The 26,039-nt window shown below is 61.9% G+C and carries 23 protein-coding genes; 15 read left to right on the top strand and 8 right to left on the bottom strand.

What is annotated here, in order from left to right; genetic code table 11:
• Window positions 1-43: 43 nt before the first annotated feature.
• On the top strand, window positions 44-1,159 hold the full coding sequence (locus E2I15_RS23505) for a methionine ABC transporter ATP-binding protein (RefSeq protein ID WP_246667994.1): 1,116 nt from the start codon (window positions 44-46) through the stop codon (window positions 1,157-1,159).
• Window positions 1,149-1,814 carry a methionine ABC transporter permease gene (locus tag E2I15_RS23500; protein WP_137478096.1) on the top strand — a complete coding sequence of 222 codons (666 nt, stop codon included), beginning with the start codon at window positions 1,149-1,151 and terminating at the stop codon, window positions 1,812-1,814. Before E2I15_RS23505 ends, E2I15_RS23500 begins: the two co-directional genes overlap by 11 nt.
• A gap of 13 nt (window positions 1,815-1,827) precedes the next feature.
• Here the strand turns inward: E2I15_RS23500 and E2I15_RS23495 are convergent, their stop codons facing one another.
• Window positions 1,828-2,736 carry an aliphatic sulfonate ABC transporter substrate-binding protein gene (locus E2I15_RS23495; protein ID WP_170991465.1) on the bottom strand — a complete coding sequence of 303 codons (909 nt, stop codon included), beginning with the start codon at window positions 2,734-2,736 and terminating at the stop codon, window positions 1,828-1,830.
• Between the two features lie 382 nt (window positions 2,737-3,118).
• Here E2I15_RS23495 and E2I15_RS23490 point away from each other — a divergent pair, with 382 nt between their 5' ends.
• Window positions 3,119-3,913, top strand: coding sequence for a MetQ/NlpA family ABC transporter substrate-binding protein (locus tag E2I15_RS23490; protein WP_137478095.1), 795 nt, complete (start codon window positions 3,119-3,121; stop codon window positions 3,911-3,913).
• 31 nt (window positions 3,914-3,944) lie between these two features.
• Window positions 3,945-4,721 (top strand): MetQ/NlpA family ABC transporter substrate-binding protein, encoded by a 777-nt coding sequence (locus E2I15_RS23485; RefSeq protein WP_137478094.1) that lies wholly within the window; start codon window positions 3,945-3,947, stop codon window positions 4,719-4,721.
• A gap of 41 nt (window positions 4,722-4,762) precedes the next feature.
• Here E2I15_RS23485 and E2I15_RS23480 read toward each other — a convergent pair whose 3' ends face one another.
• Window positions 4,763-6,163 carry an LLM class flavin-dependent oxidoreductase gene (locus tag E2I15_RS23480; RefSeq protein WP_137478093.1) on the bottom strand — a complete coding sequence of 467 codons (1,401 nt, stop codon included), beginning with the start codon at window positions 6,161-6,163 and terminating at the stop codon, window positions 4,763-4,765.
• A gap of 31 nt (window positions 6,164-6,194) precedes the next feature.
• Here E2I15_RS23480 and E2I15_RS23475 point away from each other — a divergent pair, with 31 nt between their 5' ends.
• The 3 genes from E2I15_RS23475 to E2I15_RS23465 all read left to right on the top strand — a co-directional run bounded on the left by E2I15_RS23475 (window position 6,195) and on the right by E2I15_RS23465 (window position 8,732).
• Entirely contained in the window at window positions 6,195-6,347 is a 153-nt protein-coding gene (locus E2I15_RS23475) for a hypothetical protein (RefSeq protein ID WP_155262528.1), read from the top strand.
• A 231-nt stretch (window positions 6,348-6,578) separates the two neighbouring features.
• Window positions 6,579-7,904, top strand: a complete 1,326-nt coding sequence (locus E2I15_RS23470) for an O-acetylhomoserine aminocarboxypropyltransferase/cysteine synthase family protein (RefSeq protein ID WP_137478092.1) — start codon at window positions 6,579-6,581, stop codon at window positions 7,902-7,904.
• A 33-nt stretch (window positions 7,905-7,937) separates the two neighbouring features.
• Window positions 7,938-8,732 carry a MetQ/NlpA family ABC transporter substrate-binding protein gene (locus E2I15_RS23465; RefSeq protein WP_137478091.1) on the top strand — a complete coding sequence of 265 codons (795 nt, stop codon included), beginning with the start codon at window positions 7,938-7,940 and terminating at the stop codon, window positions 8,730-8,732.
• On the opposite strand, the gene E2I15_RS23460 is transcribed toward E2I15_RS23465, so the two are convergent.
• The 5 genes from E2I15_RS23460 to E2I15_RS23440 form a co-directional block, all read right to left on the bottom strand.
• Entirely contained in the window at window positions 8,729-10,123 is a 1,395-nt protein-coding gene (locus E2I15_RS23460; RefSeq protein WP_137478090.1) for an FAD/NAD(P)-binding protein, read from the bottom strand. The genes E2I15_RS23465 and E2I15_RS23460 overlap by 4 nt on opposite strands.
• Before the next feature lie 1,064 nt (window positions 10,124-11,187).
• Complete coding sequence (locus E2I15_RS23455; RefSeq protein WP_137478089.1) at window positions 11,188-12,363, bottom strand: LLM class flavin-dependent oxidoreductase; 1,176 nt, start codon at window positions 12,361-12,363, stop codon at window positions 11,188-11,190.
• Between the two features lie 831 nt (window positions 12,364-13,194).
• Window positions 13,195-13,584 carry a hypothetical protein gene (locus E2I15_RS23450; RefSeq protein WP_137478088.1) on the bottom strand — a complete coding sequence of 130 codons (390 nt, stop codon included), beginning with the start codon at window positions 13,582-13,584 and terminating at the stop codon, window positions 13,195-13,197.
• A gap of 418 nt (window positions 13,585-14,002) precedes the next feature.
• A complete protein-coding gene (locus E2I15_RS23445; protein WP_137478087.1) occupies window positions 14,003-14,605 on the bottom strand; it encodes a PepSY domain-containing protein in 603 nt (200 codons plus the stop codon).
• Between the two features lie 650 nt (window positions 14,606-15,255).
• Window positions 15,256-15,465, bottom strand: coding sequence for a hypothetical protein (locus E2I15_RS23440; protein WP_137478086.1), 210 nt, complete (start codon window positions 15,463-15,465; stop codon window positions 15,256-15,258).
• 462 nt (window positions 15,466-15,927) lie between these two features.
• Between E2I15_RS23440 and E2I15_RS23435 the strand changes: the two genes are divergently transcribed.
• From E2I15_RS23435 to E2I15_RS39330, 3 genes are read left to right on the top strand one after another with little or no spacing between them, the layout of a single operon-like run.
• Window positions 15,928-16,341 carry a hypothetical protein gene (locus E2I15_RS23435; RefSeq protein WP_137478084.1) on the top strand — a complete coding sequence of 138 codons (414 nt, stop codon included), beginning with the start codon at window positions 15,928-15,930 and terminating at the stop codon, window positions 16,339-16,341.
• A gap of 36 nt (window positions 16,342-16,377) precedes the next feature.
• Window positions 16,378-16,863 (top strand): TetR/AcrR family transcriptional regulator, encoded by a 486-nt coding sequence (locus tag E2I15_RS23430; protein WP_338134460.1) that lies wholly within the window; start codon window positions 16,378-16,380, stop codon window positions 16,861-16,863.
• The gene (locus tag E2I15_RS39330; protein ID WP_246668005.1) at window positions 16,781-17,026 is read left to right on the top strand and encodes a hypothetical protein; all 246 of its coding nucleotides are present in this window, start codon (window positions 16,781-16,783) and stop codon (window positions 17,024-17,026) included. The genes E2I15_RS23430 and E2I15_RS39330 overlap by 83 nt, the downstream gene beginning before the upstream one ends.
• A gap of 20 nt (window positions 17,027-17,046) precedes the next feature.
• On the opposite strand, the gene E2I15_RS23425 is transcribed toward E2I15_RS39330, so the two are convergent.
• A complete protein-coding gene (locus E2I15_RS23425; RefSeq protein WP_137478083.1) occupies window positions 17,047-17,709 on the bottom strand; it encodes a TetR/AcrR family transcriptional regulator in 663 nt (220 codons plus the stop codon).
• Between the two features lie 148 nt (window positions 17,710-17,857).
• On the opposite strand from E2I15_RS23425, the gene E2I15_RS23420 reads away from it, so the two are divergent.
• The 5 genes from E2I15_RS23420 to E2I15_RS23400 all read left to right on the top strand — a co-directional run bounded on the left by E2I15_RS23420 (window position 17,858) and on the right by E2I15_RS23400 (window position 26,035).
• Entirely contained in the window at window positions 17,858-18,781 is a 924-nt protein-coding gene (locus E2I15_RS23420; RefSeq protein WP_246667993.1) for a sensor histidine kinase family protein, read from the top strand.
• Window positions 18,778-19,911, top strand: coding sequence for an efflux RND transporter periplasmic adaptor subunit (locus E2I15_RS23415; RefSeq protein ID WP_137478082.1), 1,134 nt, complete (start codon window positions 18,778-18,780; stop codon window positions 19,909-19,911). The genes E2I15_RS23420 and E2I15_RS23415 overlap by 4 nt, the downstream gene beginning before the upstream one ends.
• The gene (locus tag E2I15_RS23410) at window positions 19,908-20,984 is read left to right on the top strand and encodes an efflux RND transporter periplasmic adaptor subunit (RefSeq protein ID WP_137478081.1); all 1,077 of its coding nucleotides are present in this window, start codon (window positions 19,908-19,910) and stop codon (window positions 20,982-20,984) included. The genes E2I15_RS23415 and E2I15_RS23410 overlap by 4 nt, the downstream gene beginning before the upstream one ends.
• Window positions 20,981-24,118, top strand: a complete 3,138-nt coding sequence (locus E2I15_RS23405; RefSeq protein ID WP_137478080.1) for an efflux RND transporter permease subunit — start codon at window positions 20,981-20,983, stop codon at window positions 24,116-24,118. The genes E2I15_RS23410 and E2I15_RS23405 overlap by 4 nt, the downstream gene beginning before the upstream one ends.
• 765 nt (window positions 24,119-24,883) lie before the next feature.
• On the top strand, window positions 24,884-26,035 hold the full coding sequence (locus E2I15_RS23400; protein WP_137478078.1) for a DUF3734 domain-containing protein: 1,152 nt from the start codon (window positions 24,884-24,886) through the stop codon (window positions 26,033-26,035).
• The last annotated feature ends 4 nt before the right edge of the window (window positions 26,036-26,039 follow it).

The raw sequence follows: 26,039 nt of genomic DNA, 5'->3' as shown, positions 1-26,039 counted from the left end.
CTGGGCCCGGCGACCGACGCCATCTGCCAATTGGACCGATTGAATGAATGTACATCAATCCCTGACGACGGCGCAGCCTGTCGCGCCGCTGCCGCCGATATCGGGCGCGAACAAAGCGATGATCCGCTTCGAGCGCGTCTCGAAGGTCTATCCGGCCTATCGCGACAAGCCGAGTGTGCATGCCTTGCAGGCGATCGATTTCGCGATTCCCCGCGGCTCGATCACCGGCGTGATCGGTCGCTCCGGTGCCGGCAAGTCGAGCCTGGTTCGCCTCATCAACGGGCTTGAGAAGCCGTCGAGCGGCCGCGTCGTCGTCGATGGCCGGGAGATCTCCGCGCTGGCCGGCCGCGAGCTGCGCCTGGCGCAGCGCTCGATCGGCATGATCTTCCAGCATTTCAACCTGCTGTCGTCGCGGACGGCGGCGGATAACATCGCGCTGCCGCTCGAGATCGCGGGCTGGTCCAGGGCCGACGTTTCGGTCCGCGTGGAAGAATTGCTCGCGCTCGTCGGCATCGCCGACAAGTCCGATCGCTATCCCTCCGAACTGTCCGGCGGCCAGAAGCAGCGCATCGGCATCGCGCGCGCGCTGGCGACGCGGCCAAACGTGCTGCTGTCCGATGAGGCGACTTCGGCGCTCGATCCGCAGACCACGCGCGCGATCCTGGACCTTCTGGCCAACATCAATCGCGAGCTCGGCGTCACGATCTTGCTGATTACGCACGAGATGTCGGTGGTCCGCCAACTCGCCAAGGAGGTCGCGGTGATCGATGGCGGCCATGTCGTCGAACGTAGCCATGTCGCCGATATCTTCACGCATCCCCGGCATCCGGTGACGCAGGCGTTCCTGTCCGAGGCGATCGGGGACAGCGTTCCGGTCTCGCTGACCAGCCGGCTGTCGCCACAGCCGGTTGCCGGCGGCAGGGCGGTCCTCCGTGTGCAGGTGCGCGGCACCGAGGCCGGCGACACGGTAGTGGCGCGCCTGTCGCGCGAGCTGTCTCATGACGTGGCACTGCTGTCGGCCCGGATCGACGAGATCGGCGGCCAGCATGTCGGCTCGCTGATCCTGGGCATTCCCGGCGGTGAAGCCGCGGCGAAGCAGGCCCTGGCCTATCTGTCTCAGCATGACATTCTGGTGGAGCGTCTCGGCTATGTCGCGTGAACTCATTAACCTGATCGTTCAGGCCACCGGCGAGAGCCTGTTCATGGTCTCGGTCGCGGCCCTGGTCGCGACCACATTGGGCCTGCCGCTCGGGATATTCCTGGCCACCAGCCGGAAAGGCGACTTGTTCGCCGCGCCGCCGGCCAATGGCATTCTCGGCGTGATCGTCAATGCTACGCGTTCGACGCCGTTCATCATCCTGGTGGTCGCGATCATTCCGTTCACGCGCCTGATCGCTGGCACCTCGATCGGCTCGGGCGCAGCCATCGTGCCGCTCACCATCGCAGCGACGCCGTTCATCGCCCGCCTGGTCGAGGCGGCGATCCGCGAGGTCGATGCCGGCCTGATCGAGACGGCATGCTCTTTCGGTGCGAGCCCGCTGCAGATCGTGTTAAAGGTCCTGATCCCCGAGGCATTGCCGGGCCTGGTGCTGGCCTTGACGCTCGCGGTCGTCAGCCTGCTCGGCTATTCCGCGATGGTCGGAGCGGTCGGCGGCGGAGGTCTCGGCGATCTCGGCATTCGCTACGGCTATCAGCGCTTCATGCCTGAGATGATGCTGGCCGTCGTCGTCGTCCTGATCGCGCTGGTGCAGACCGTGCAGACCGCCGGCGACTATCTGGCGCGCCGCGTCAATCGCCGGCTGCGCAATCGCTAAGGAGGCGGGGCCGTCAGGATCCCTTCGGCGCCCAGATCTTGACATCGCTGCTATCCACCTTGCGCGGCAGCAGGCCTTCAGCCGTGAACGTATCGGCGATTGTCTGCTGCTCGGAAAGACCGGCCGCGGTAACGATGCCGACCTTGTAGGAGCGGTGGCTATTTGCCTCTTCCACCGTGGCGGCGTCGATACCCCAGAGGCTTGCGAGCTGCGCGGCGGCGTCTTTCGGATTGGCTTTGACCCAGGTGCCGGTCTCGACCAGCTTGGCAAAAATGACGTTCAGCGCGTCGGCGCGCTTTTCGGCAAACGCAGCTGAAGCGAGGTAGTAGCGCTTGTAGCTTGCGAGCCCCCCGCTGCCGTCGATCAGGACGCGCGCGCCGGACTGGCGTTGTGCGCTGCTGAGGAATGGGTCCCAGGCGACCCAGGCGTCGACATTGCCGCTGACGAATGCCGCGCGGCCATCGGCGGGCGTCAGATAGGCCGGCGTGATGTCCTTGAAGGTCAGTCCCGCTTTGGCGAGCACCGCCAGTAGCAAGAAGTGACTGCCCGCGCCCTTCGTCACCGCAACCTTCTTGCCCCTGAGGTCGGCCGGCGATTTGATCGCGGAATCCTTCGGCACCAGGATCGCCTGTGCCGAGGACGAGGCGGCTTCGTCGGCGATGTAGGCGAGCCTAGCGCCAGCGGCCTGGGCGAAGATCGGCACGGTGTCGGCGACATCGGCGCCAAAATCGACGCTGCCGACATTGATGGCTTCAAGCAGCGGCAGGCCGCTGGTGAATTCATGCCACGACACGGTGAGGCCGAGCGGCGCCAAGGCCTTCTCCAACGCGCCATTGGTCTTCAAGATCGCGGTCAGCATCGACGATTTCTGGTAGCCGATTCGGATTTCCTCGGCGGCCGCTGGCCGAACCAGCGAGGTCATCGCCAAAAGCCCGATAGCGGCAACCGCGAGGCGGCGCGATATCGCAGTCGGCGATGGTACGGCCTGCGCTCGCAGGATGCGGCGGGGGAAGATAAGCATGGCGAGGCGTCCTGAACCGGTTCGATCTGTTGCCATTTGTGTGCAATCGGTGCGCTGGAGGCAATTGCGCAGAATGTGACTGAAGGAGTGCAATTTTCTCTTCCAGCGAGGCCGTCGAGAAAAGTATTTTCGGCTTGAACATTGCGCCCGGCCTGACCGGTTCCATTCTCTTTTCAACGCCGCCATGGCAGGCGGCGCCTCGCCACGAGAGAAAATTTGGATTCTCATTTCATTGATTTCGTCCCCAGCGCGGGCGATGAGCTTGAAAAGCGCTTTCAGTTCCATGGAGAGCAAGATGTTGGTGCGTACCTTTCTCACGCTGGCGGGCGTTGTCTCGATCTGGTCGGCCGCGGCGGCGGCCGAAACGATCAAGATCGGGGTGACGCCAGGGCCGCATGCCCAGATCCTCGAGGCCGTGAAGCCGATCGCGGCCAAGAGCGGGCTCGATCTCCAGCTCATCGAGTTCTCCGACTATGTCGTGCCCAACGCCGCGCTCGACGCCGGCGACATCCAGGCCAATTCGTTTCAGAACCAGCCTTATCTCGACAACCAGAAAGCCGATCGCGGCTACAAGATCGAGCAGGTGGGGCTGACGGTCAATTTTCCGATCGGCATCTATTCACGCAAGCACAAGAGCTGGGCCGACCTGCCTGAGGGAGCGAAGGTCTCGATTCCGAACGATCCGACCAACGGCGGCCGGGCGTTGCTCTTGCTGCGCAACAAGGGGGCGATCAAGCTGAAGAGCGATGTCGGGTTCAAGCCGACCGTCATCGACATCACCGACAATCCCAAGAAGCTGAAATTCATCGAGGTCGACGCCGCCCAGGCGCCCCGTGCGCTCGACGATGTCGATGCCGCCGTGATCAACACGAACTACGCGACGCAGGCCGGTCTCGATCCGGTCAAGGATCCGATCCTGCGCGAGGATCCGAAGGGGCCCTATGTCAATCTGATCGCGGTCCGCTCCGCGGACAAGGAAAAGCCGTGGGTCAAGATCCTGGTCGATAGCTATCACACGCCAGAGATCAAGGAATTCGTCCTGAGCAAGTTCAAGGGCGCGGTGTTGCCGAGCTGGTAATCGCCGATCCACAATTATCGAGGACAGATTGATGCGTATCCTGATGACCGCGCTCGCGGTTGCAGCACTTTTGACCGGCGCGGCGAGGGCCGACACCATCCGGGTCGGCGTCACGGCCGGGCCCCATGCCGAGATCCTGGATGTCGTGAAGAAGGTGGCCGCTGGCCGCGGGCTCGACATCAAGGTGGTCGAATTCACCGACTATGTGATCCCGAACCAGGCGCTCGCGCTCGGGGATCTCGAAGCCAATTCGTTCCAGCACGAGCCCTATCTGAAGAACCAGCTCTCCAAGACCGGCTGGAAGATCGTCAAGGTCGCCAACACGATCGCCTCGCCGCAGGGCGTCTACTCCCTGAAGTACAAGAAGCTTTCTGACCTGCCGGATGGCGCCCGGGTGGCGATCGCCAATGATCCGTCCAACGGCGCGCGCGGGTTGATGATCCTGGCGCTGCACGGCGTGATCAAGCTGAAGGACCCGAATAACGTCGCCTCGACCATCGCCGATATCACCGACAATCCGAAGCAGCTGCGCTTCGTCGAATTGGATGCCGCGCAGTTGCCGCGCGCGTTGCAGGACGTCGACCTAGTCTCGATCAACAACAATTATGCGGTTCAGGCCGGGCTCAATCCCTCCACCGACGCAATTGCGCGTGAGGCGGCGGATGGTCCCTGGGTCAACATCCTTGCCGTACGGGTTGAGGACAAGGACAAGCCCTGGGTCAAGCAACTGACGGACGCTTACCATTCCGATGACGTGAAGGCGTTCCTCGAGAAGCGTTTCAAGGGCACCTATATCGCGACCTGGTGACGGGCGTTGATTGCCAGTCACCGAGAGGTTCGTAAGTCGCGCTATTCGGCGGCGTCGGCGCGCGTGGCCGAGGGCAAGCGACGGAAGCCGGCGCCGGGATGCGTGGCGTCAAGATAGGGCCCGCGTCCGGGAAACAGCTTTTCGCGCAGCGTGCCTTCGCGATAGGCCGTCTTGTAGACCCCGCGTGACTGCAGTTCCGGCACCACCAGGTCGACGAACGACGTCAGGGATTCCGGCGCCACCAGGCGGAACAGGTTAAAACCGTCGACATCGGTTTCATCGACCCAGGCGATCAACTCGTCCGCCACATCCTGCGGCGAGCCGATCACGAACGGCGACCGCGCGCCGACCCGGCTCAGGGTGGCGAGGTCGCCGACCTTGACCGGCCGGTCGCTGCGCACGGTGAAATTCTCAACCATCGACTGGATCGCGTTGCTCTCGACATATTGCACGGCCTGATCGGGGCGATACTTCGAGAAGTCGATGCCGGTCCAACCCGACAGCAATGCAAGTTGGCCGGCCTGATCGACATGCTCTGCGTACTCCGCGAGCAGATCGTTGGCCTCGGCGCGCGTCGGTGCGACGATCACGGTCGCGCCGGCGAACAGGCGGATGTCATAAGGATCGCGTCCGAAGTCACGGGCCGCCTCCCTGATCTCGCGCACGGCGCGGGCCAGGATCGGCTTGGTCTGGCCGTTGAGGAAGATCGCCTCCGCGTGCCTGGCAGCGAAGGCCCGCCCGCGCTTTGAGGTTCCCGCCTGATAGAGCAGCGGTGTGCGCTGTGGCGAAGGTTCGGAGAGGTGAATGCCGTTGACCGTGTAGTGGCGGCCTTGGTGCCGCACGGGATGGATCCTGGCCGGATCGGTGAAGATCCGCGCCGCGCGGTCGCGGCGGACCGCGCCGTCCTCCCAGCTGCCCTCCCACAGCTTGTAGCTTGCCGTGAGAAATTCTTCGGCCGCCTCGTAACGCTCGTCATGCACGCGATTGGCCGCAAGGCCCATGCCGCGAGCACCGCTGTCGAGATAGCCGGTGACGATGTTCCAACCGATCCGGCCACGCGAGAGGTGATCGAGCGTCGAGAAGCGGCGGGCGAGCTGGTAGGGATGCTCGTAGGTGAGGTTGGAAGTGATGCCGAAGCCGAGATGCCTTGTCGCGTGTGCCATGGCGGAGACGAGCAGGGTCGGCTCGGCGTTCGGCAGTTGAACGGCGTGGCGCAGCGCGGTCTCGGGGCTGTCGCCGTAGACGTCATAGATGCCGAACACGTCGGCCAGGAAAATGCCGTCGAGCAGGCCGCGTTCCGCCGTCCGGGCGTAGTCCACCCAATAGTCGAGCGTGTTGTAGTCGAGCGAGGTGTCGCGCGGATGCGACCACAGGCCCGCCCAGTTGTGGCTCGGCGCCATCATGTTGAACGCGTTGAAGCGAAGCTCTCTCGGTCTGGTCATCGCGCAGTTTCCGGCAATTTAGGACAGGGAGGTGATTTATCATGTCACCGGCGTGGCTTTATTTTCTATTCTGTGTAGCGGGATCAAAATCGTGCTCCGTCTCTGGTCCGGCGCAGCAGGGATTGGTTCGCTCGACCTCGCCGCGTCGTTCAGAATGACCGGTATGTCCGGCATCGCGCGCTGATTTGCGAACGCGATCGACGGGAAGATCAATGTGCCGCTGATCTGCCGAACATGTGGGCGCAGAGAAACAAATGCAACGCGACTGGGGCACGGGCTGAAAAATTCGCGACGCCATCCGGCGTGCCGCCAGCACGCGCATCGCTATTTTCTCCAACGTCTCGACAGCCACGGTGTCGCTGCGCATCATCCGCCGCCTTTGATGCTGGGTCCACGGATTTCGGGAGATTTGGATATGCCGATCGAAACCAAGAATGTCGAGACGCTCGCCTTGCACGGCGGTTCATACCGGTCGGACCCGGCGACCGGCGCGGTGGCGGTTCCGATCTATCAGACGACATCCTATCAATTCGAGAGCACCGATCACGCATCGCGGCTGTTCGCGCTGGAGGCGCTCGGGCAGATCTACACCAGGATCAAGAACCCGACCGCTGACGCGTTCGAGGAACGGCTGGCTGCGCTGGAGGGCGGCGTGGCCGCGCTCGCCGTGGCGTCGGGCCAGTCGGCGACGGCCTACGCGATCTTCAACATCGCGCAGGCCGGCGACAACATCGTCTCGTCGACCGATCTCTATGGCGGCACCTGGACGCTGCTGTCGCAGACGCTGAAGCAGTTCGGCATCGAGGTCCGTTTCGTCGATCCGAGCGATCCGGAGAATTTCCGCCGCGCCACCGATGCGAAGACCCGCGCCTACTTCGCCGAGACGCTGCCGAATCCCAAGCTCAACGTGTTTCCGATCCGGGAGGTTGCGGATATCGGGCGTTCGCTCGGCGTGCCGCTCATTCTCGACAACACGGCCGTGCCGCTGATCGCACGCCCATTCGATCATGGTGCGGCGATCGTGGTCTATTCCACCACGAAATATATCGGCGGCCACGGCACCTCGATCGGCGGCGCGATCATCGACGGCGGCAATTTCGACTGGGCGGCGCATGCCGAGCGCTTCCCGCTGCTGACGCAGCCGGACGATGCCTATCATGGCGCGATCTGGACCGAAGCCGCCAAGCCGCTTGGGCCGATCGCCTACATCCTGCGCGCGCGGGTCAAGCTGCTGCGCGATCTCGGCGCCGCGATCGCCCCGCAAAACGCATTCCAGTTCATCCAGGGGCTGGAAACGCTGCCGCTGCGGCTGCGCCAGCACAATGAGAACGCTATCAAGGTCGCGAACTTCCTGGCACGGCATCCCGCCGTCTCGCATGTGATCTTCCCCGGATTGCAAAGCGGGGAGAACCGGCGCCGCGCCGATCTCTATCTCAACGGCGGCTATGGAGCGCTGGTCGGTTTCGAGCTGAAGGGCGGCGTCGAGGCCGGCCGTGGCTTCATCGATGCGCTGAAACTGTTCTATCACGTCGCCAATATCGGCGATGCGCGGTCGCTGGCGATCCATCCGGCCTCGACCACGCACCAGCAGCTCAGCTCAGCGGAGCAGCTCGCGGCAGGCGTGACGCCGGGCTATGTGCGGCTTTCAGTCGGCATCGAGCATCCCGATGACATCCTCGCCGACCTGACCCAAGCCCTGGCCCAGGCCGAGGCCGGCGGCAGCAGCCGCAAGGCAGCCTGACCGATCCCTGAAGACGGAGTTGAAACCCAGACCATGAAGACATTGTTGCGCCTGGCGCAGGCGGCCGGCGTGCTGCTTGCGATGACTGCGGCCGCTGTTGCCGACGAACCTCTCAAGATCGCGACCAGCGCGGGGCCGGTCGGTCAGCTGGCGGCGTTTGCCGCCAAGCTCGCCAAAGACAAGGGCCAGGACGTCAAGATCGTCGAGCTGTCGGACTGGGTCGCGCTGAACGAGGTGGTGAACAGCGGCGACGTCGACGCCAACCTGTTCCAGCACGGCACCTATCTTGCGATCCAGAACAAGCAGCGCGGCTTCAACCTAATCCAGGTCGACAAGGTCGGCGTGATCGCGCCGGTCGGGCTGTTCTCGAAGAAGATCAAGTCGCTCGACGAGATCAAGTCCGGCGACAGCGTCGCGATCCCGAATGAGCCGCTCAACGGCGCGCGTGGATTGATCCTACTCGAGCGCGCCGGGCTGATCAAACTGGCGCCGGGCAAGGGGTTCTCGGTGAGCCGGTTCGACATCGTCGAAAATCCCAAGAACCTAAAGATCGTCGAGCTCGATCCGGCACAGACCTACCGGTCGCTCGATGACGTGACGCTGGCGCTCGTCAACATCACCTATCTGATTCCGGCCGGTGGCGATCCGAAGTCGGCGTTGGTGATCGATCGCACGGTTGATGACGGCCTCGTGCTGCGCTTTACGGCTCGGCCGGACAAGAAAGACGATCCGCGCCTAAGGGCTTTCATCCAGGTCTTCAATTCACCCGAGGTCAAGCACTTCATCGAGAAGCTGCCGGCGTTCATCCCGGCCGGCTTCGGCAGCTAAACATTCGCGAGTTCACGGCGGAGCGGGAACTGCCCTGTTTCTTCTCGAGAAAGCAGGGCAGCGAGCTCTGCGCATTGATTTCGGATGTCGGGGATTGCGATGATTTCCCAGAAGGTCGCGCGAGTCAGTGGTCCCACCGCGAACAAGCGCTCGGAGGGAACGCCTTCGCAGTCGACGATTGCGCAATTAGGATCGGTCTCGATGCCGATGCGGAGCGGATCGACGCAAGCCCGTCCTCGTTCGAACAGGCCGCGTATCGCCGGATTGGGGGCGGCGGTTGGATCCTTTACGATTCCGGTGCAATCAACTACGGCGCCGACCCGCAGATGGTGTGTCTCCGCAGCTCCGCGCCGTCGGTAGGTCACAGTGGCGCCCCCGCAGTTGGGCTCGATCTTGATCACTTTTGCTGCCATCATGGTGAGCTGCCCACTGAAAAGCGCCGCGGTGATGCGGGACTCCAATTCCGGTGCCATTCGATGCCGATGGACGTCCCACCATGCACGGGCATGCTCGAGGAAGCGGCGTTTGGATGAGAGCGGGAGTTCGTGCCAGAGCCGCTGCGTGTAGGGCCGGAGGCCGTCAATGAAACCGCGCCAGTCGCCGCCCTGCGCAGCATGCTGAGCAACACGCGCGCGAATCCAACGCAGCAGGGTGACGATGCTTTCGCCGAACGGAACCTCGGCTTCCGCGATGCGTACCGAATCGACCCGGCGGTGGGGTTTGGCGAGCAGGCCCCGCCTCGAGATCGCGATGATCGGCCCACGGTGCCCGTCACGTAGTAATGACAGGACATAGTCGACCATCGTAAGTCCTGTTCCGAGGATCAGGACGGCGGCATTGACGTCGATTGGGGCCGTCGATGGCGGCGTCCATGGATCCACGTGTCCAGGACTGCTGGTGCGCATATTGTGTCCGGTGGCGAGAACGAGGGTATCACCGGCAATGCGGCGGCCGTCGTCGAGCGTGGCGACGGCCAGATCCGGGTCGCCGCTCACATCGATACACCTGCCGTGAACAATCGTGAGGCGTTGCCCGTTCGCGCAATCCGAAGCATCGCGATCGAGCAGACTTGCGATGTAGTCGCCGTAGACTCGTCGGGGAACGAAGCAATAGGGATCCGGACATATAGGCATGCCGCCCTGCTGCGAAACCAGCCAGCGCCAGAAGTGATCCGGCTGATCCGGCAACGCGCTCATATTGGCAACTCGGACATTGAGCAAATGGTCCGGATTGCCGGTGTGATAAGCGAGACCCCGGCCGATATCCGGACGTTGCTCGATCAGCGTGACACGGAGGTTGTGCGACGAACGGTGAAGCAGCTGATAAGTCAGCAAGACACCACTGGCACCTCCGCCGACAATGATGACATGCCGTCCACCGGGACCCGTCATGATGCTCCTCCATCGACCAGTCAATTGCATGAGACGCGCAAAGCCAAGGATCAAGGTGAGGAAAACGCAGATGGTCGGCAACAGCGACGATGCCGTCCGCATGTTATCGAGCTATCGAAGCGAAAAGTTCAATCCGAACAGGCTTGCTTGTCCGCTACTCAGCTAACCATGCGGTCCAAACAGGAAGAGTTCGTGGAGGTCACGCTGATCAGGGTTTGCCACGCGTGCAAGCTGTCTGCGCCATCGCTGTATGCGCCGAGCCATACGATTGAGAGTGCGAGTCCAGGAGAATGCCGAGCGCATAGAAGCTCCTTGAAACACCCATGATTGAATAAGACTATCACGTCTTTGCTCCACGTGAACGCAAGCCGTGATGGATAATCCAACTTTGCAATCATTGAATACGGTGAGACCGGCTTTGCGGAATACTCGTTTCGTTGAAATCTACAGTGAGGCAAATTCCTTCTCCCGGCTCGAGTCAGTGATGCTCCGCTGGCCGTCGTCAGCACACATCTTGCGATGACGCGCGCCGTTACTCGCGGAAGCGACATCGTCGATCGCATGAGGCGTTGCAAAACCTTTCTCTTTGGAGCCGGACGCAACACGGGAGCGCAAGATATCTAAGGGACGCCGGCCAGATCGCTCAGTTCCCAGTGTTGAAAAAAATTGCTCAAGTTTTCATGAGCACCTAGCGGTTTCCATAGTCCTTCTTCCGCAAGCGATTGAAACATCGTTCGTATTTCATGAGCTACGGGTGCGCAATTTGATCACCCGACCCAAAAATGCTGCCGGACCAGAAAAAAATCTCTGAATGGGAGTGAGGCCGGTCCGAGGACTGAATATCGCTGAGGAATTACCCACCCCCCACACCTCGTCGGCCTTCAAAGTGTGAGGTGAGCTTTTTGTATTTAATTCCACGGTTCTGCGCGTGAACCAGAACCAGGTCAGCCGGTCGGCCGACATCAAATACTGGAGTTCTGACCGCCCCCCACTCCGACCGCGTGGCAAACCTGTAGATCCGGCGGATGGTGCGTCGGAGTGTGGAAGCAATCCTGTCGAATAACTCAAGCCGGCCGCTTGGCCACCTCCGCGCCATAGCGCGCTCGGGCATCTTCGACGGCTTGCGCCTGTGCCGCCGCGAGGCTTTCGCGGACCTCCTTGGCGCGGCGAGCAGCATCAATCGTCGCCTGCGCGTGCCCCTGGAACTGCGGCATGACCTCGCGCGCGATAAGTTCGTAGCTGCGCATTGTTGCTGAAGGATTGGCCCAGTTATGCGCCAAGAGGAGATAGGCGCCAAAGCCGCCGTTTGATTGTTGCCACAACCGCTCGATCTGGGCGGCGCACGCGTCCGGTGTCCCGATAGCACCAAGGCCAGAGCCGTTGATAAACTCGATCATTTCGGCAACCGAGTTGCCGACCACTGCCATTTGCGGGAATGCAGCGACCTGCTGGAAGTAGCGGAACCAATGCTCGATGCCGTATTCCACGTCGCGATATGCCTGCTCTTTGGTTTCCGCGATGTGACACAAGCCAACAAGTCGCCACTTGTTCCGGTCAGCGGTCTTGCCATGGGCCTTCGCCTCGGCGGTCAGTACATCCCAGTGCAGCGCCAGCGCATCAAAGCCGGCGGCGGTAGTGGCGCCCACCGACAGCATGCCTAGGCCATATCGGCCGGCAAGCTTGGCGCCAGTAGGAGACGCTACGGCAGCGACGGCAACGTCGAAGAGTGGGTTGGAGTAAGGCCGCAGGTGCAGCCGCGCCTCGCGTAGGTCCCAGCGATCGTTTTTGAATGTGACCGGTTCGTCGGTGGTCAAAAGCTTCGTGATGATGGCAACGCCATCTTCGAGGAGCCCACGTGTCTGACTCTGTTGTAGCCCAATCATGACGCCGTCGGTCGGAAGCGAGCCAGGGCCGAGGCCGAGCATCGCACGCCCGCGCGTCAAATGGTCAAGGAGGACGATGCGCTCAGCGACCCACAGCGGGTTGTGATACGAAATGCTGGTCACGCCGGTGCCGAGTTTGATGTGACGCGTGCGCTCGGCCGCCGTCGCTATCATGATTTCTGGAGAGGCCGAAATCTCAGTGCCAGCGGAGTGATGCTCGCCGAGCCAGGCTTCATCATAGCCGCAGCGGTCCAGCCATTGAATAAGATCGAGATCGCTCTGCAATGCGAGCGTTGGGTTAATGCCGGGCTTATGGAAGGGCGCGAGAAAGATGCCGAAGCGCAGGCGCTGGCTCATTGACACATTCCTCCGTCTCTATGATTGGGCCTTCATTGGCCTTCTGATCCGAGTCAAGCTGCCGCTTGACACGCCGTTCCCTGACAGGGGATTGGATCGACACGATAACCGTTCCCTGCAGCGTTGTCATCCGGGTCAAAACGGCGGTCGCAGGCTGTTCGCCAGACTGCGGACCAATCTGCCGCGTAAAGCCTCTGGGCCGCCGGTGCTGGATTGTCCGCCGATTGACGGCGACAGCGACGCTACACGCCGAGCGTATGTGTCTCGAACACAGTTTCCTGCGGCGGCCCTGCAAATCCCCTGCGATGATTGCTTCGAACGCGGCATGAGGATCTCTCGCGGACCGTTCCAGCCGCCTTCGCGTCGCGCACCGCAAGACCAATCCAACCACCCAACGCCGGCCCAGCGGTGTGGAAGATCGGATTCGTCAACCTTCGCCAATGTTTAGACGCGATGCGAGCTTGACCTTCCCCAATGAAGATAGATCTTCTAGGGCAAGCTTCCACCGCGTATTACTTGCAAAGCCTCTTCCTTTCTTAAATCTCTGTTCTTCGTGGGGCTCACCATTTTCACCGCTTTGGACCCTATCCGACCAGCTAATCCGTAGGTTGCAGGTCGGTGAGCCACAGGTCCCCGCTTAATCCACGTCACCCATTCGACGCATGTGATGCGGATAAGGTTCGTGAGATTCTTCTGTCCCCTTTGAGGTCGCTCAGTGATGTGAAGGAAGCCCAACCGGCGGGCTTCATGCATGGCTGTTTGCACAGTCGTTCGACATACTCCTGCGACGGCCGCGATCTTGTCGTAGGGCAAGTCACAAACGCCATGATGTTAGATCTCGCCGGCCACGATGGCGAGCACAGCGCGCTGTCCTTCAGTGAACATTGCCCTCATTGCGGGCGGCATGGATGACGAACTGCCCAGCGTGCGCCGCCGGTCACGTGAGGCCTGGCGATTGGATGAACGCGGCCGTTGCCGGGTCGTAAAACGCGAGGACACGCGCGCACGGAGTTCGCCGATGGGCGATCGCGCAACGAACCCGCGGTCTGGTTTGCGCTTCTGAATGGCCTCGGCGAGAAACTGGGCTTCATCACCGGTGAACGTTCCAGCGGGCCAGTGGCGGCGCCAGAGGGCATCCAAAAGCGCATTCAGTTCCTCAGGCGAGGTAGCGGCATTGATGAATGTGTAAAATGCCGCCGCTGCAGTGGAGAGGGCGCTCATTGGGCCGCCCCGGAGGCCGCTTGGCTAACAGCGGACCAAGCGTCGCGGCGCCTAGCGAAGCGCCCCAGTGGCCGGTTCAGCGCATCGTGGGCAGCGTACAGGGTCACCGAGACGCGCTCGTACCCGCCCAACCGCTGACGGCCTAAGTAAACAGAATGCCGTAGCGGTTCGAATTTTGATTTGGGGTCGACCTCAGAAACACGTTGAGTTTCAATGCTCGAGGAAGTTCCCAAATTATCGGCTAAGTGTTTGTGTTTGCTAAGTTCGCGCCGTTCCCTAGGGAGCGCCAAAATTCAACGACATAGAGTCACTGTAGAAAAGTCGTCGAATATCGGACTGTCTGAACGAAACTCGGTCAATAGAAGAAGCGTCGACGTCCCCAAAGCTTTGCTTCGTGTCCTGCCGCCGTCGGCGGCGCCTAATGGCGAGCCGACTTTTCCCTGCCGACTCTGGGCGGCTCAAGCATAACTTCCTTCAAGCGATCACCACTGGCGATGACGACCACGAAGTTGAGTTTGCCATCCTGTTTGATCAGGCCTCCGGCGAGAGCGCTTCCCTCTGCAGCTTTCTCGGCGATGCGTACGGCGTCCGACAGCTCTTGCTCAACTGACTTCAGGGCAGTGATATTGCCCATGTCCTCTCGGTTGAGCTCCCTCAGCGACGACGAGATTTCCTTCTCTGTCACGCTCCCGGTGTTCGCATCTATGACATTTTCCCAAAGTCGTTCATTGCCTACCGTCCGCACGCGATAAATGGCCGAACCGGAAATCTCAAGGCTGACATACGCGGTCCTCGAACCGCCATGTAAATCCTCGGCGATCGCTACCGCCTGGCTGAGTGGTATTTTTATCGTGCGAATATGCTCGATCAGGCGACGTATCGCCGCCTCATCGGCATCGCCTTGGGTGGCTGCGCCCCTATTTGCGGCGTCCGAAGCTGAGTGGGTGACATCCGCGTTCGCGCCCGTAGCAGCAAGCGTGGCGGACAAGACGATAATCGCTAACAATCGCTTCTTCGACATGAGCTAAATCCCGTGGCTATCCGTGAAAAACTGATCGGTGGTCTTAAGGGTGTGCGAGGGTCCACGACGGGCCTATCGACACGAACCCTGGCTCAGTGAAGCGCACCGTTCGAGTGTGGTACCGAAACTCTGCCGACCAGGTCGCCGCCGCTTCCCGGACCGAGTCTGTGCGAATTTGCGTCGTGGTTCCAAGGCAAGCCCGACCGCCCTCGTGCTTAAGTCGGCTTGATCGGAAACCCCCGGATCTAACTGCGCCAACGTTTCACGGACCTGGGGCGGGATTGCGGGGCTAACGTCGCTCGCATCGGCTGGCTCGGATATTGACGCCGGCGGCTGTCGTGCGGCATCGGCCACATCCGAGGTAAGCGGCGAGGGGACTGCAGTCTCCCCGTTCGGGAGAATGGGCGGGAAACCGTGCTGGCTGGTATCGATGATAACTGCTTCCGGTCCCTTTAGCTCGGAGGCGATCCGGATCGGCGGAAGCGTAGAGTGAGATTCGATGAGCTTGTTTGGCGGGGGCTCCGGCAGCAGGGAATTGGCTGCAAAGAGCAGCACGAGCAACGCTCCGCCGACCCACATAAAGTAACCCCACACGGGGGCTTGAGCATCGACTGAGCCGCGCGCACGCATTGACACGACGGATGTTCTGCTCACAGCGCCGGGCTCCCGCGCTGATGTCCTTTCGGCGCGATGCAGGACCGCTCGTCGGCGAACGCGCGTAGCCCGGCGAGCAACGCTATCGCAACGCCCAGCAGCAGGCTCAGGGCCACGAGGGACAGGGCCACGACCAGGTTCAGGCCCGCGAGCGCAAGCCCCGGCCACGGATTTTCCTTTGCGAGCGACCACAAAAGGGTTGACATTCTCAGCTCCATAAATACACTAAACCGTATAGTTCATATACATCCCGGACCGCGGGGTGTGTCAAGAGCGAAGACTCACAAGCTCGTTTTCAGGCAATTCGACGGGCGGAGAATCGGAGCATGACGCTGCGTTTCCCGTTCGAAAGCGCGATGCCTCGGCAGAAGAAGGATTTTGTATGATCAAGTACACATTAGTCGTCATGCTGGCGGCATCGCTCGGCAACGCGGCTGCCTTTGCGCAGGAGAACCGCGGCACTCCCGAACAGAGGGCCGCATGCGCGCCTGACGCCTTCCGGCTGTGCCTTAGCTACATCCCCGACCCCACGAACGTAGAGGCCTGTCTCCGGCAAAGAGAGTCTGCGCTGAGCGATGCTTGCAGAGCCGTCTTTGACCGCGCTGCGGAAGCTGCTTCGGCCGGCACTATTGGGGCGCCCCGTCGCGGCGCGAGAGAGGATTGATCGCATGAACACGGTTTATGCACCCGCTTTCGCCGCGTTCGGGGGCTCGGCCTTCGGAGCGATCTCCACGATCGTGACGGGATGGGTGACCCGGCGCCGCAAGCTTCGCGAGCGACATAATGCCCGCTCGATCGCCAAGCGCGAGCGGCTCTATCGGAGTTTCATCGAGGAAGCCTCCCGTCTCTATGCCGAGGCGCTCGTCAGCGACAGGTCCGAGATTCCGCAATTGGTCAATCTGTACGCGCTTGTCGGGCGCATGAGGATTCTTTCTAGCGATGAGGTGGTTCAAGCCGCAGAGCGGGCAGGTCGCCTGATCGTCGAAACCTACCTTTCGCCAAACCCCGAACTGGTCGATTTGCCAGAGCTCATGGAGGAGATGGACCCCTTGCGTCACTTCGGCGAAACCTGCCGGCGATGAATTGCATTCGATCGCATCTCGCTGAGGTCGCGGGCGATGCAGAAGCGGATGCGCCAAGTCGAGTCATCGTGCATTCGTCGGCGAATCGTCCAAGCAGCGATCCGACTGCACGGTGAGATCGGTTTCAGGAAGACGACCGTCGCCGATATCGCTCGCGGGGCCTCGATGTCGTCCGCTAACGTTTATCGATTCTTCCCTTCAAGGCAGGCGATCGAAGAGACGGTCGTGGCGGATCTGTTCGATCGCATGTCCGCGGCTGCAACTCTTGCGACTCGCGGCGACTCCGCCCTGGAGCGCCTGACGGCTGCTTTGAGGACGATCTCGCAGCTGCACCAACATCGGCTGGAGCACGACAGCAAGCAACACGAATTGGTCGCTGCGGCGGTCCGAGAGAACTGGGCAGTCGCCCTGTCTTACGCAGACCGGATCCGGGGGGCTTGTGAGCGCGACCATTGCTGCTGGACAGGCCAGCGGCGAGCTACGACCGGGGTGTGCAATGGCAATGGCCTGTTGCCTGCTTGAAGCGATGGAGGGGTATATCAATCCATCGCGGATCAATGCGGCTGCAGTTCGGCCCACGTTCGACGAGATGATGAATTTCTGCGCGGACGCCCTGCGTCATGGACCGTGGGTGGCAGTCGACTTGACCGCCGAAATCCGTCCCAAAGCCGTGGCGCAAAAATAGCGGTGGGGCCTTCGGTTGGTTCACCGCTTCCAGTCCGCCTCACAAGCCGCGAGAAAAAAATTGACGCGTTCGTGCAGGAACGTTGGCAGCTCTTTTTTGAGATCCTTCAGTTCCTCACCCATCAGTGATCTCATCAGCATCGGAAGCAGAATGAGATCCATGAACATTTGAGCGGTGGCAACGCTCCGCTTTGCGCTGAAGGGTCCTTTGTCTGAGCGCGCGACCCTCTGCGTCGCCTCGTTCAAGAGTTGCGAAACTGCCCCCGCCGCGCGGTCGCGCGCCGCGTCGTGAACATTCCGGCTTAACTCGGGAAATCGCCGCGCCTCGGCGATCGTCGCACGCGTGAGGTCCAACGTGTCCTCGACGAATCTCTCCACGATTTCGATACCGAGATTGGCAAGCTTTTCCTGGATGGTGCGGCCTGTCGGTGTGAACCCTTCGAAATCCGTCAATCCGTTGATCGTCCGGGCTACCACAGCCGTGAACAGCGCCTCCTTGCCGGGGAAATGCGCGTAGATGGTCGGCTTGCTCGCAGGAGCCAACTCGGAGATATCGTCGATGCTGGCACTCCGAAAGCCTTTCTCGAGAAAGAGCTGCTGGGCCGCATCGAGAATCCGCGCCTGGACGTCGCCGGCCAAGTCCTTGGGCGGCCTGCCGCGTTTCGGGCTCTTGTTCTTCGCCATCATGATCTCCTCGTCACGAGCTTTTGCATGTCTGGATTCCACTTGACATGCCCCGGCAGGAAATGCAATGAAAGGAAAATATACGGTATAGTTTAATTCAGCCCGCCTGGGTTGGCCTTGATGGCCGTGCCTCCGCCAGCTGATCCGGATGACCGGCCGACCGCAACTGCGCTCGGTCGCCACCTGTCCGGCGCAACCAAAGGAGATCGTCGTGACTGTGTGCAGCCCGGATACGCCATTAGTGGAGCAGGGCATCCTGCTGCGCGAATTGAATCAGCGGATCAATGGTGGACTTGTCTCGGCGATCAACATTGTCTCCGCCGCGGCCGTCAGGGTCGAGGGGGCGGAGGCCAAGCGCGCCCTAAGCGATGTCGTGGAGTTGCTGCATGGCTATGCCGATGTGCAACAGGCGCTCGCAGGACCCAAGGGCAAGGCGCTGATCGACGCTGCGACCTACATCCGCATGATGGGCAGCGCCTTGCGCCGCTCGTTGCTGGATCGAATGAATATCCGGCTGGCAATCGCCGCCGAATCTCTTCCGCTCCAACCCAAGCGCTGCCGGCAGCTCGGATTGATCGTCCATGGGCTCGTCACCAATGCAGCGAACCATGCGTGCTTCGAGGCGCGCATCGGAGAAATCAAGATCAAGCTGACACGAATCGGCGCGCTGGTGAACTGCATCGTCCTGGACAATGGATCGCGGCCGTCACGGAGCGTTGCGGGGCGCGGACTGCGGCTCAGCAATGATCTTGCCAAGGGGCTCGGGGGCCGTGTCGAGCACGGCTTTGGTGACGAATTCACGTCCGTCGTTGTGTCGTTTCCTCTGTCAGAGCGTGAGCGGCAGGCGAACGGGGCGACGGTGAAGCGTCGCAGCATGCGGTCGTCTCACCGGTCAAACGTCAGCACGTCCGACGCCTCGGCGCTTTGCATAGGAGCGAACCGCCCCGATCGGGACAGCCGCCCCGTTGCAACGCGACCTCCAGTTCACGGAGCCAAACTGTTGTCTGCCCGTCCAGCGGCGGATGCGCTGGGCGCGTTGTTGTCCCCCCGCCACCGCATGGACTTGCTATGACCTGTCACGCTACGAACCACAGCGAAATCGATCAAGCTGCCCGCAAAAGCAAGCTGAGGGGCCTCGGTGGCCTGGCGGCCGCGCTTGCCGCCATCGCGCTGAGTGGCTGCAACGATCACGCCGCCGCTCCCATCGCGCGTACGGCGATCGTGCGGACGGAGATCGTGCAGCCGCGCGAGCGTCAAGCCTCCGTCACCATGACCGGCGAAATCCAGGCCCGTTTCCACGCCGACCTGTCATTCCGCGTCAGCGGACGCGTGCTCGCGCGCTATGTAGATGTCGGCGCTCACGTCGAGGGTGGGGAGGTCCTGGCTGTGCTCGATCCCACCGAGCAGCAGGCCGACGTCGATGCCGCGACCGCGGCGGTGCTGGCCGCAGAAGCTCAGCTGCGCGTGGCCAAGGTGACTTTCGAACGACAGAAGACGTTGATCGCAAGCGGTTTCACCACGCGGACGGTCTACGATCAGGCGCAGGAAGGGTTGCGAACCGCAGAAGGTGCGCTTGAAGCCGCAAAAGCAGAGCTCGGAACGTCGAAAGACGCCCTTGGCTATACGACGCTGCGCGCCGAAGCGGGAGGCGTGGTCACCGCGCGCAATCTGGAAGTCGGCCAGGTCGTACAGGCCGCGCAACCCGTTTTCTCGCTGGCGCAGGACGGTGAACGGGATGCGGTGTTCGATATCTACGAATCTCTCTTGTTTGGCGATCTCGACGACAGCCGCGTATCGCTGGCGCTTGTCTCCGACGCAGACGTGACGGCGAGCGGGCATGTCAGGGAAGTGTCGCCCGCAATTGACCCGAAGAGCGCGACCATCCGCGTCAAGATTGCCATCCACGATCCGCCGGCAGCGATGACGCTTGGAAGCGCCGTTGCGGGAACTGTCAAAGCGAAAGCCCAGCAGCAGATCGCGTTGCCCTGGAGCGCATTGGCGGTGGCCGGATCGAAGCCCGCGGTTTGGACCGTCGATCCGGCGACCAAAACAGCTGCGCTCAAGCCGGTGACGATCGGCGGTTATGAAGCTCGTGAAGTGCTGATCAATGCGGGACTCAAGCCGGGCGAGCGCGTCGTGATTGATGGCGGCAAGCTGCTCAGCAATGGCCTGGCCGTAACATATGAGGGAGACCCGTCATGAAGCGGCGCGTCACGATTGCAGCCGGCACCTTTATAGCAGCGCTCGCGCTGGCTGGATGTCAGCAGGATGCGAAGGCGCCCGAGCCTGTGCGACCCGTGCTGTCGATGGTCCTCGAGCCGAGCCGCCCGGACGGCATCGTCGCCGTTGGTGTCGTTGAGCCGCAATACAAGACCAATCTCGCGTTCCGCGTCCTGGGACGTCTGACCGGGCGTCCCGTCTCCGTCGGCGACCTCGTCAGCGAAGGACAAACTGTCGGTGTCATCGACTCCACGGCTCTGGAGCTTGCAGTGCGTTCGGCCAAAGCTGAGCTTACGAAGGCCGAGGCGCTCCTGGCGACTGCCAAGGCGACCGAGGAGCGGCAGCGAACCCTCATCACGACCGACGCCACCACAAAGCAGACGCTGGACAATGCCGAGCAGGCGCGAGCCGGTGCCGCCGCGGCGGTCGCGCACGCACAGGCGAACTTGATCAAGGCCATCGAGCAACGGGGCTATGCCCAGCTCAAGGCCGATTTCGCCGGCGTCGTCACTGCGGTGGGCGCAGAAGTCGGACAGGTGGTCTCTCCCGGCCAGAATGTCGTGACAGTTGCGAGGCCCGACCTCAGGGAGGCGGTGGTCGATATCGGTGAGGATTTCCCGGTGCCGCTCGAAACTGGTTTGCCGTTCACGGTCGGCTTGCAGCTATTCCCTGCTGTTCAGGTTGAAGGCAAGGTTCGCGAGATCGCCCCGCAGGCAGACCCCGTGACGCGCCTGCGGCGAGTCCGTATCGCCCTGAACAATCCGCCTGAAAGCTTCCGCTTGGGCACGACCGTTACGGCGAAGCTCAGCCAAACGCAGACTCCGAAATTGCGTGTCCCCACCTCGGCGGTGCTCGCCAAGGATGGCGCGAATTTCGTCTGGGTCGTCGATCAGTCCGCGAGCATCGTGTCGCTGCACAAGGTTGATCTCGCGGGGGATCCCGCAGGCGCCCGCGTCACCGACGGGCTTTATCCGGGCGCGCGCATCGTGACCGCCGGAATCCACAGCCTTAAGCCAGGACAACACGTCCGTATCGAACAGGATCAGAAGCCATGACGTCGTTTAACCTTTCCGACTGGGCGCTCCGCCACCGTTCGCTCGTCTGGTACTTCATGATCGCCTTCATGGCGGCCGGCCTCTTTGCCTATCTTCAGCTTGGTCGTCAGGAAGATCCCGACTTCACCATCAAGACCATGGTGATCCAGGCACAGTGGCCGGGCGCATCGCCCGAAGAGATGACGCGCCAGGTCACCGACCGGATCGAAAAGAAGCTCGAGGAGCTGGAGTCGCTCGACTACACCAAGAGCGTGACGGTCGCGGGCCAGACCACCGTATTCGTCTATCTGCGCGACACGACAAAGGCGGTTGACGTCAAGCCGACCTGGGTCCGCGTCCGCAACATGATCGCGGATATCAAGGGCGAATTCCCGCAAGGTGTGATTGGGCCGGGCTTCAACGATCGCTTCGGCGACGTGTTCGGCAACATCTATGCCTTCACCAGCGACGGTTTGACCCAGCGTCAGCTGCGCGACAAGGTCGAGGACGTCCGCGCCAAGGTCTTGACCGTTCCAGATGTGGGTAAGGTCGACATTCTGGGAACGCAGGACGAGGTGATTTACCTCGAATTCTCCACCCGGAAGGTCGCGGCCCTTGGCCTCGACGTCCACTCGATCATGACCTCCCTGCAGGGGCAAAACGCGGTCGCGCCGTCCGGGGTGTTCCAGGACGGGCCCGAGCGGATCAGCGTGCGGGTGAACGGCCGGTTCACGTCGGAGGCAAGCCTGAACGCGGTCAATCTTCGGATCAACGACCGCTTCTTTCCGCTGACTGACGTCGCGACCATCACGCGCGGTTACGTCGATCCGGCCAAGACCTTGTTCAGGTACAACGGCCAACCTGCAATCGGGCTTGCTATCGGCATGAAGTCCGGCGCAAACCTGCTCCACTTCGGCGAGGCGCTGAAGGAGGAAATGTCAAAGGTCATTGCCGACCTGCCGATCGGCGTCGGCGTTCATCTGGTTGCCGATCAGCCTGTTGTCGTCGAGCATGCCGTGTCGGGCTTCACCGAAGCGCTGTTTGAGGCCGTGGTCATCGTTCTCGCCATCAGCTTTCTCAGCTTGGGCATGCGCGCCGGACTCGTCGTCGCAATCGCGATCCCGCTGGTTCTTGCCATTACCTTCGTGGTGATGGCTTATGCCGGCATTTCATTGCAGAGAATTTCGCTTGGTGCATTGATCATCGCGCTCGGCCTTCTGGTCGATGACGCCATGATTGCCGTCGAAATGATGGTGGCCCGGCTGGAGGTCGGCGATCCCCTGGAAAGGGCAGCAACCCACGTCTATACGTCGACCGCCTTTCCCATGCTGACGGGCACCCTGGTTACGGTCGCGGGCTTCATTCCTATCGGGCTGAACAGCAGCAATGCCGGCGAGTTCACCTTCACCCTGTTCGTGGTGATTGCGGTCTCTCTGATCGTGTCGTGGGTCGTCGCGGTGCTGTTCACGCCGCTGCTCGGCGTCACCATTCTGCCCGCCATGATGAAGGGCCACCATGAGGAGAAGGGCCGGGTGGCGCATATGTTCGCCCGCCTGCTGCTCGTCTGCATGAATCACCGCTGGATCACCGTCGGCGTGACGGTTGCAGCTTTCTTCGTCGCTTTGTTCGGCATGAATTTCGTGCAGCAGCAGTTCTTTCCCTCGTCGGACCGTGACGAGCTGGTGATTGACTGGAATCTCCCGCAGAACGCTTCGATCGCCGACACCAATGCGCAGATGGCGCGCTTTGAGCGCGAACAGCTGCAGGGCAATGGCTCCGTGGAGCATTGGTCGACTTATGTCGGCACCGGCGCGCCGCGGTTCGTGCTGTCGTTCGACGTGCAGACGGCCAATGCATGGTTTGGCCAGCAAGTCGTCGTGACCAAGGGCGGCATAAAGGCGCGCGACCTCGTCAAGGCGCAATTTGAGGAATATCTGAGGAAGACGTTTCCAGGCACCGACACCTACGTTAAGTTGCTTGAGGTCGGTCCGCCGGTGGGACGTCCCGTGCAATATCGCGTGAGCGGACCGGACGTCGCGAAGGTCAGGGATCTCTCGCAGGAACTCGCTGGCATCGTCCGGAGCAATCCCGATCTCGGCAATGTCGTGTTCGACTGGATGGAGCCTGCGCGCGTCGTCAAGGTCGACGTTCTCCAGGACAAGGCCCGCCAGCTCGGCGTGACGTCGGAAGACATCGCCACGGCCGTGAACTCGGTGCTCGAGGGCACGCCGATCACACAGGTTCGCGACAGCATCTATCTTGTCAATGTCACGGGACGCGCAACCGCCGTCGATCGCGGCTCGATCGATACGCTCCGGGATCTGCAGCTGAGCGGGCAGTCGGTGCCGCTCGGGGCCGTGGCCAATCTGCGCTACGAAATCGAGCAGCCGACGATATGGCGCCGCGCTCGAATTCCCACGATCACGCTGAAGGCCGGCATCGTCACCAACGTCCAGCCGAAGACAATCATGGATCAGTTGGCACCAAGGGTGGCGGAGTTCAGCAAAGCGCTGCCGGCGGGTTATTCGGTGGCGATCGGCGGCTCCGTGGAGGAAAGCGCCAAGAGCCAGTCACCGATCGTGGCCGTTGTTCCGCTCATGCTGTTCGTCATGGCTACCGTCCTGATGATTCAGTTGCAGAGCTTCCATCGGCTGTTCCTGGTGTTCGCGGTCGCTCCGCTTGCCGTGATCGGCGTTGTCATGGCCCTGCTGCCGAGCGGCGCACCTCTCGGCTTCGTTGCCATCCTGGGTGTGCTGGCGCTGATCGGCATCCTGGTCCGAAACTCGGTGATCCTGATCGTGCAGATCGAGGATCTAAGGAAGGAGGGGCGTCCGGCCTGGGACGCCGTTGTTGAAGCGACGGAGCATCGCATGCGGCCGATCTTGCTGACCGCGGCCGCCGCGAGTCTCGCGCTGATTCCGATCGCGCGCGAGATTTTCTGGGGCCCGATGGCCTACGCGATGATGGGCGGCATCATCGTCGGCACACTGCTGACGCTGCTCTTTCTGCCGGCGCTCTATGTGGCGTGGTTCCGGATTTATCCCGGTCACGACCGACCGACGAGCGAGACCATTGATCCGACGCACGACACCCGTTCGACGAACTCGACTCTCGCGCCGGCTGCGCCGGTGCCGGTCCTTGAAACGCAAATCTAAAACGGAGACTATCATGTCCAGGAAGACGCTCTTGATGCTGTCCGTCAGCGTAACGCTCGCAACGATTTCGTTGGCGCCGACTGCGGTGTTTGCGCAATTCCCCGGTCCGCCCCCAATAGGGCCGGGCGGTCCTCCGCCGATCGCGGCCGGCGGTCCTCCCGCATTTGCAAGTCCACCTCCCGTGGGGCCTGGTGGCGCTGCCCATGGCGGCCTCGGCGGTCCTGCTCCTCGGCTGGTGGCCGCCGGCACTGGTCCTCGCGGCGATCTAAAGGCGCTTGGCGGCGTCCGTGCCGGCGGTCGTGATGGACCCGCGGTTGCAGGCTCGGTCCAGGCTCGCTCTGCATCGGTCAGTTACAGCCGTTACGGAAGCTTCAGCCACGGCTATGGCGGGCGGCGATACGGTTATGATGCAGCTTACGCCGCCGGAGCCTATGCCGGCTATGCCTATGGCAGCCCGACCGATGGCTCTTATTCCGAAGGCGACTGCTACTACGCCTACAGTCGCCACCGACGCGTTCTGGTTTGCAACTAGCGGGCGGGGCGGACCTTGGCATTGCGTCAATGTGTCGACCTGGTTGCGATAGTCAACACAGGTCGGGCGTAAGTGGGCCTCGAGCAGTTGCAGCCCGAGCTTGTGAACGCGCCCGCTTGACGCAACAAGAAATAAACTATACGGTATATTTTATTAAGGCGGCGAAGCCAGCGATGACCGCGATCCGGACAGAACGCGGACTTCAGCTACCGTAAACCAAGAGTACACGAACCATGAACTTTCAGCCTCGACCACACCTCACGACCGCCGACCGGCGTCTGCCATTCGATTGCATCGCGTTGCTCTTGCAAGGCGGCGGCGCCCTGGGTGCTTATCAGGGTGGCGTCTACGAGGCCCTGGCGGAAGCCAATATCCATCCGGATTGGATTGCCGGAATTTCGATTGGAGCGATCAACGCTGCAATCATCGCAGGCAATCCGCCCAATTCCCGCGTTGACCGGCTTCGCGAGTTCTGGACGCAGGTGACGTTGGACGCGCCCTTCACCGAATTGATGAATAGTGATCACACCCGCAACTTTCTCAATCAGGTGAATGCGACCTTCGCGGCGATGTTTGGCGCGAGTGGCTTTTTTTCGGCGCGACCGCTGGCCCCTTGGTTGCAAGCAGGTGGAACGCTTGCCGCCACAAGTATCTACGACACGAGCGCGCTGAAGACGACGCTGGAGCGTCTCGTCGATTTCGATCGCATCAACGCCGGTATGACGCGGTTCAGCGCAGGCGCCGTCAACGTGAGGACCGGCAATCTGGTCTATTTCGACACGGCGACGCATACGATTCGGCCCGAGCACATCCTGGCGAGTGGGGCGCTGCCGCCGGGCTTTCCGGCCGTCGAAATCGATGGCGAACACTATTGGGATGGCGGCCTCGTATCCAACACGCCGTTGCAGTGGGTGATCGAGTGTGGCGCCCGTCAGGACACGCTCGTGTTTCAGGTCGATCTCTGGAGCGCGCGCGGTCAGATTCCGCGCAATATGGCCGACGTCGTCACGCGTCAAAAGGAGATTCAATACTCGAGCCGGACGCGAGCGAGCACGGACCAGTTCAAGAGCCTGCACCGGTTGCAGCGGGACTTGGCAGCTCTCTTGAGCAGGCTGCCTGAAGAACTGCGCGAGCAAGATGATGTCAGGCTGCTCAGGACGGCTGCCTCTCACAACGTGCACAGCCTCGTCCACCTGATCTATCGCGCGCGAAACTACGAAGGCCACTCCAAGGACTACGAGTTTTCCCGTCTCTCGATGCAGGATCATTGGCGCGCCGGTTATCACGATGCGCTTCGCACCCTTCGGCATCCCGAGGTGCTTGCCCGCCCGACCAGCGCGGACGGCGTGTCGACGTTCGATCTTGAGCAGGATGGCCGCGAGTAGGCCA

The sequence above is a fragment of the Bradyrhizobium sp. BR2003 genome (assembly GCF_009720285.1).
Classification (GTDB): Bacteria; Pseudomonadota; Alphaproteobacteria; order Rhizobiales; family Xanthobacteraceae; genus Bradyrhizobium; species Bradyrhizobium elkanii.
Note: the sequence above shows the minus strand (reverse complement) of the source record. Positions and strands in the feature narration are given on the sequence as shown.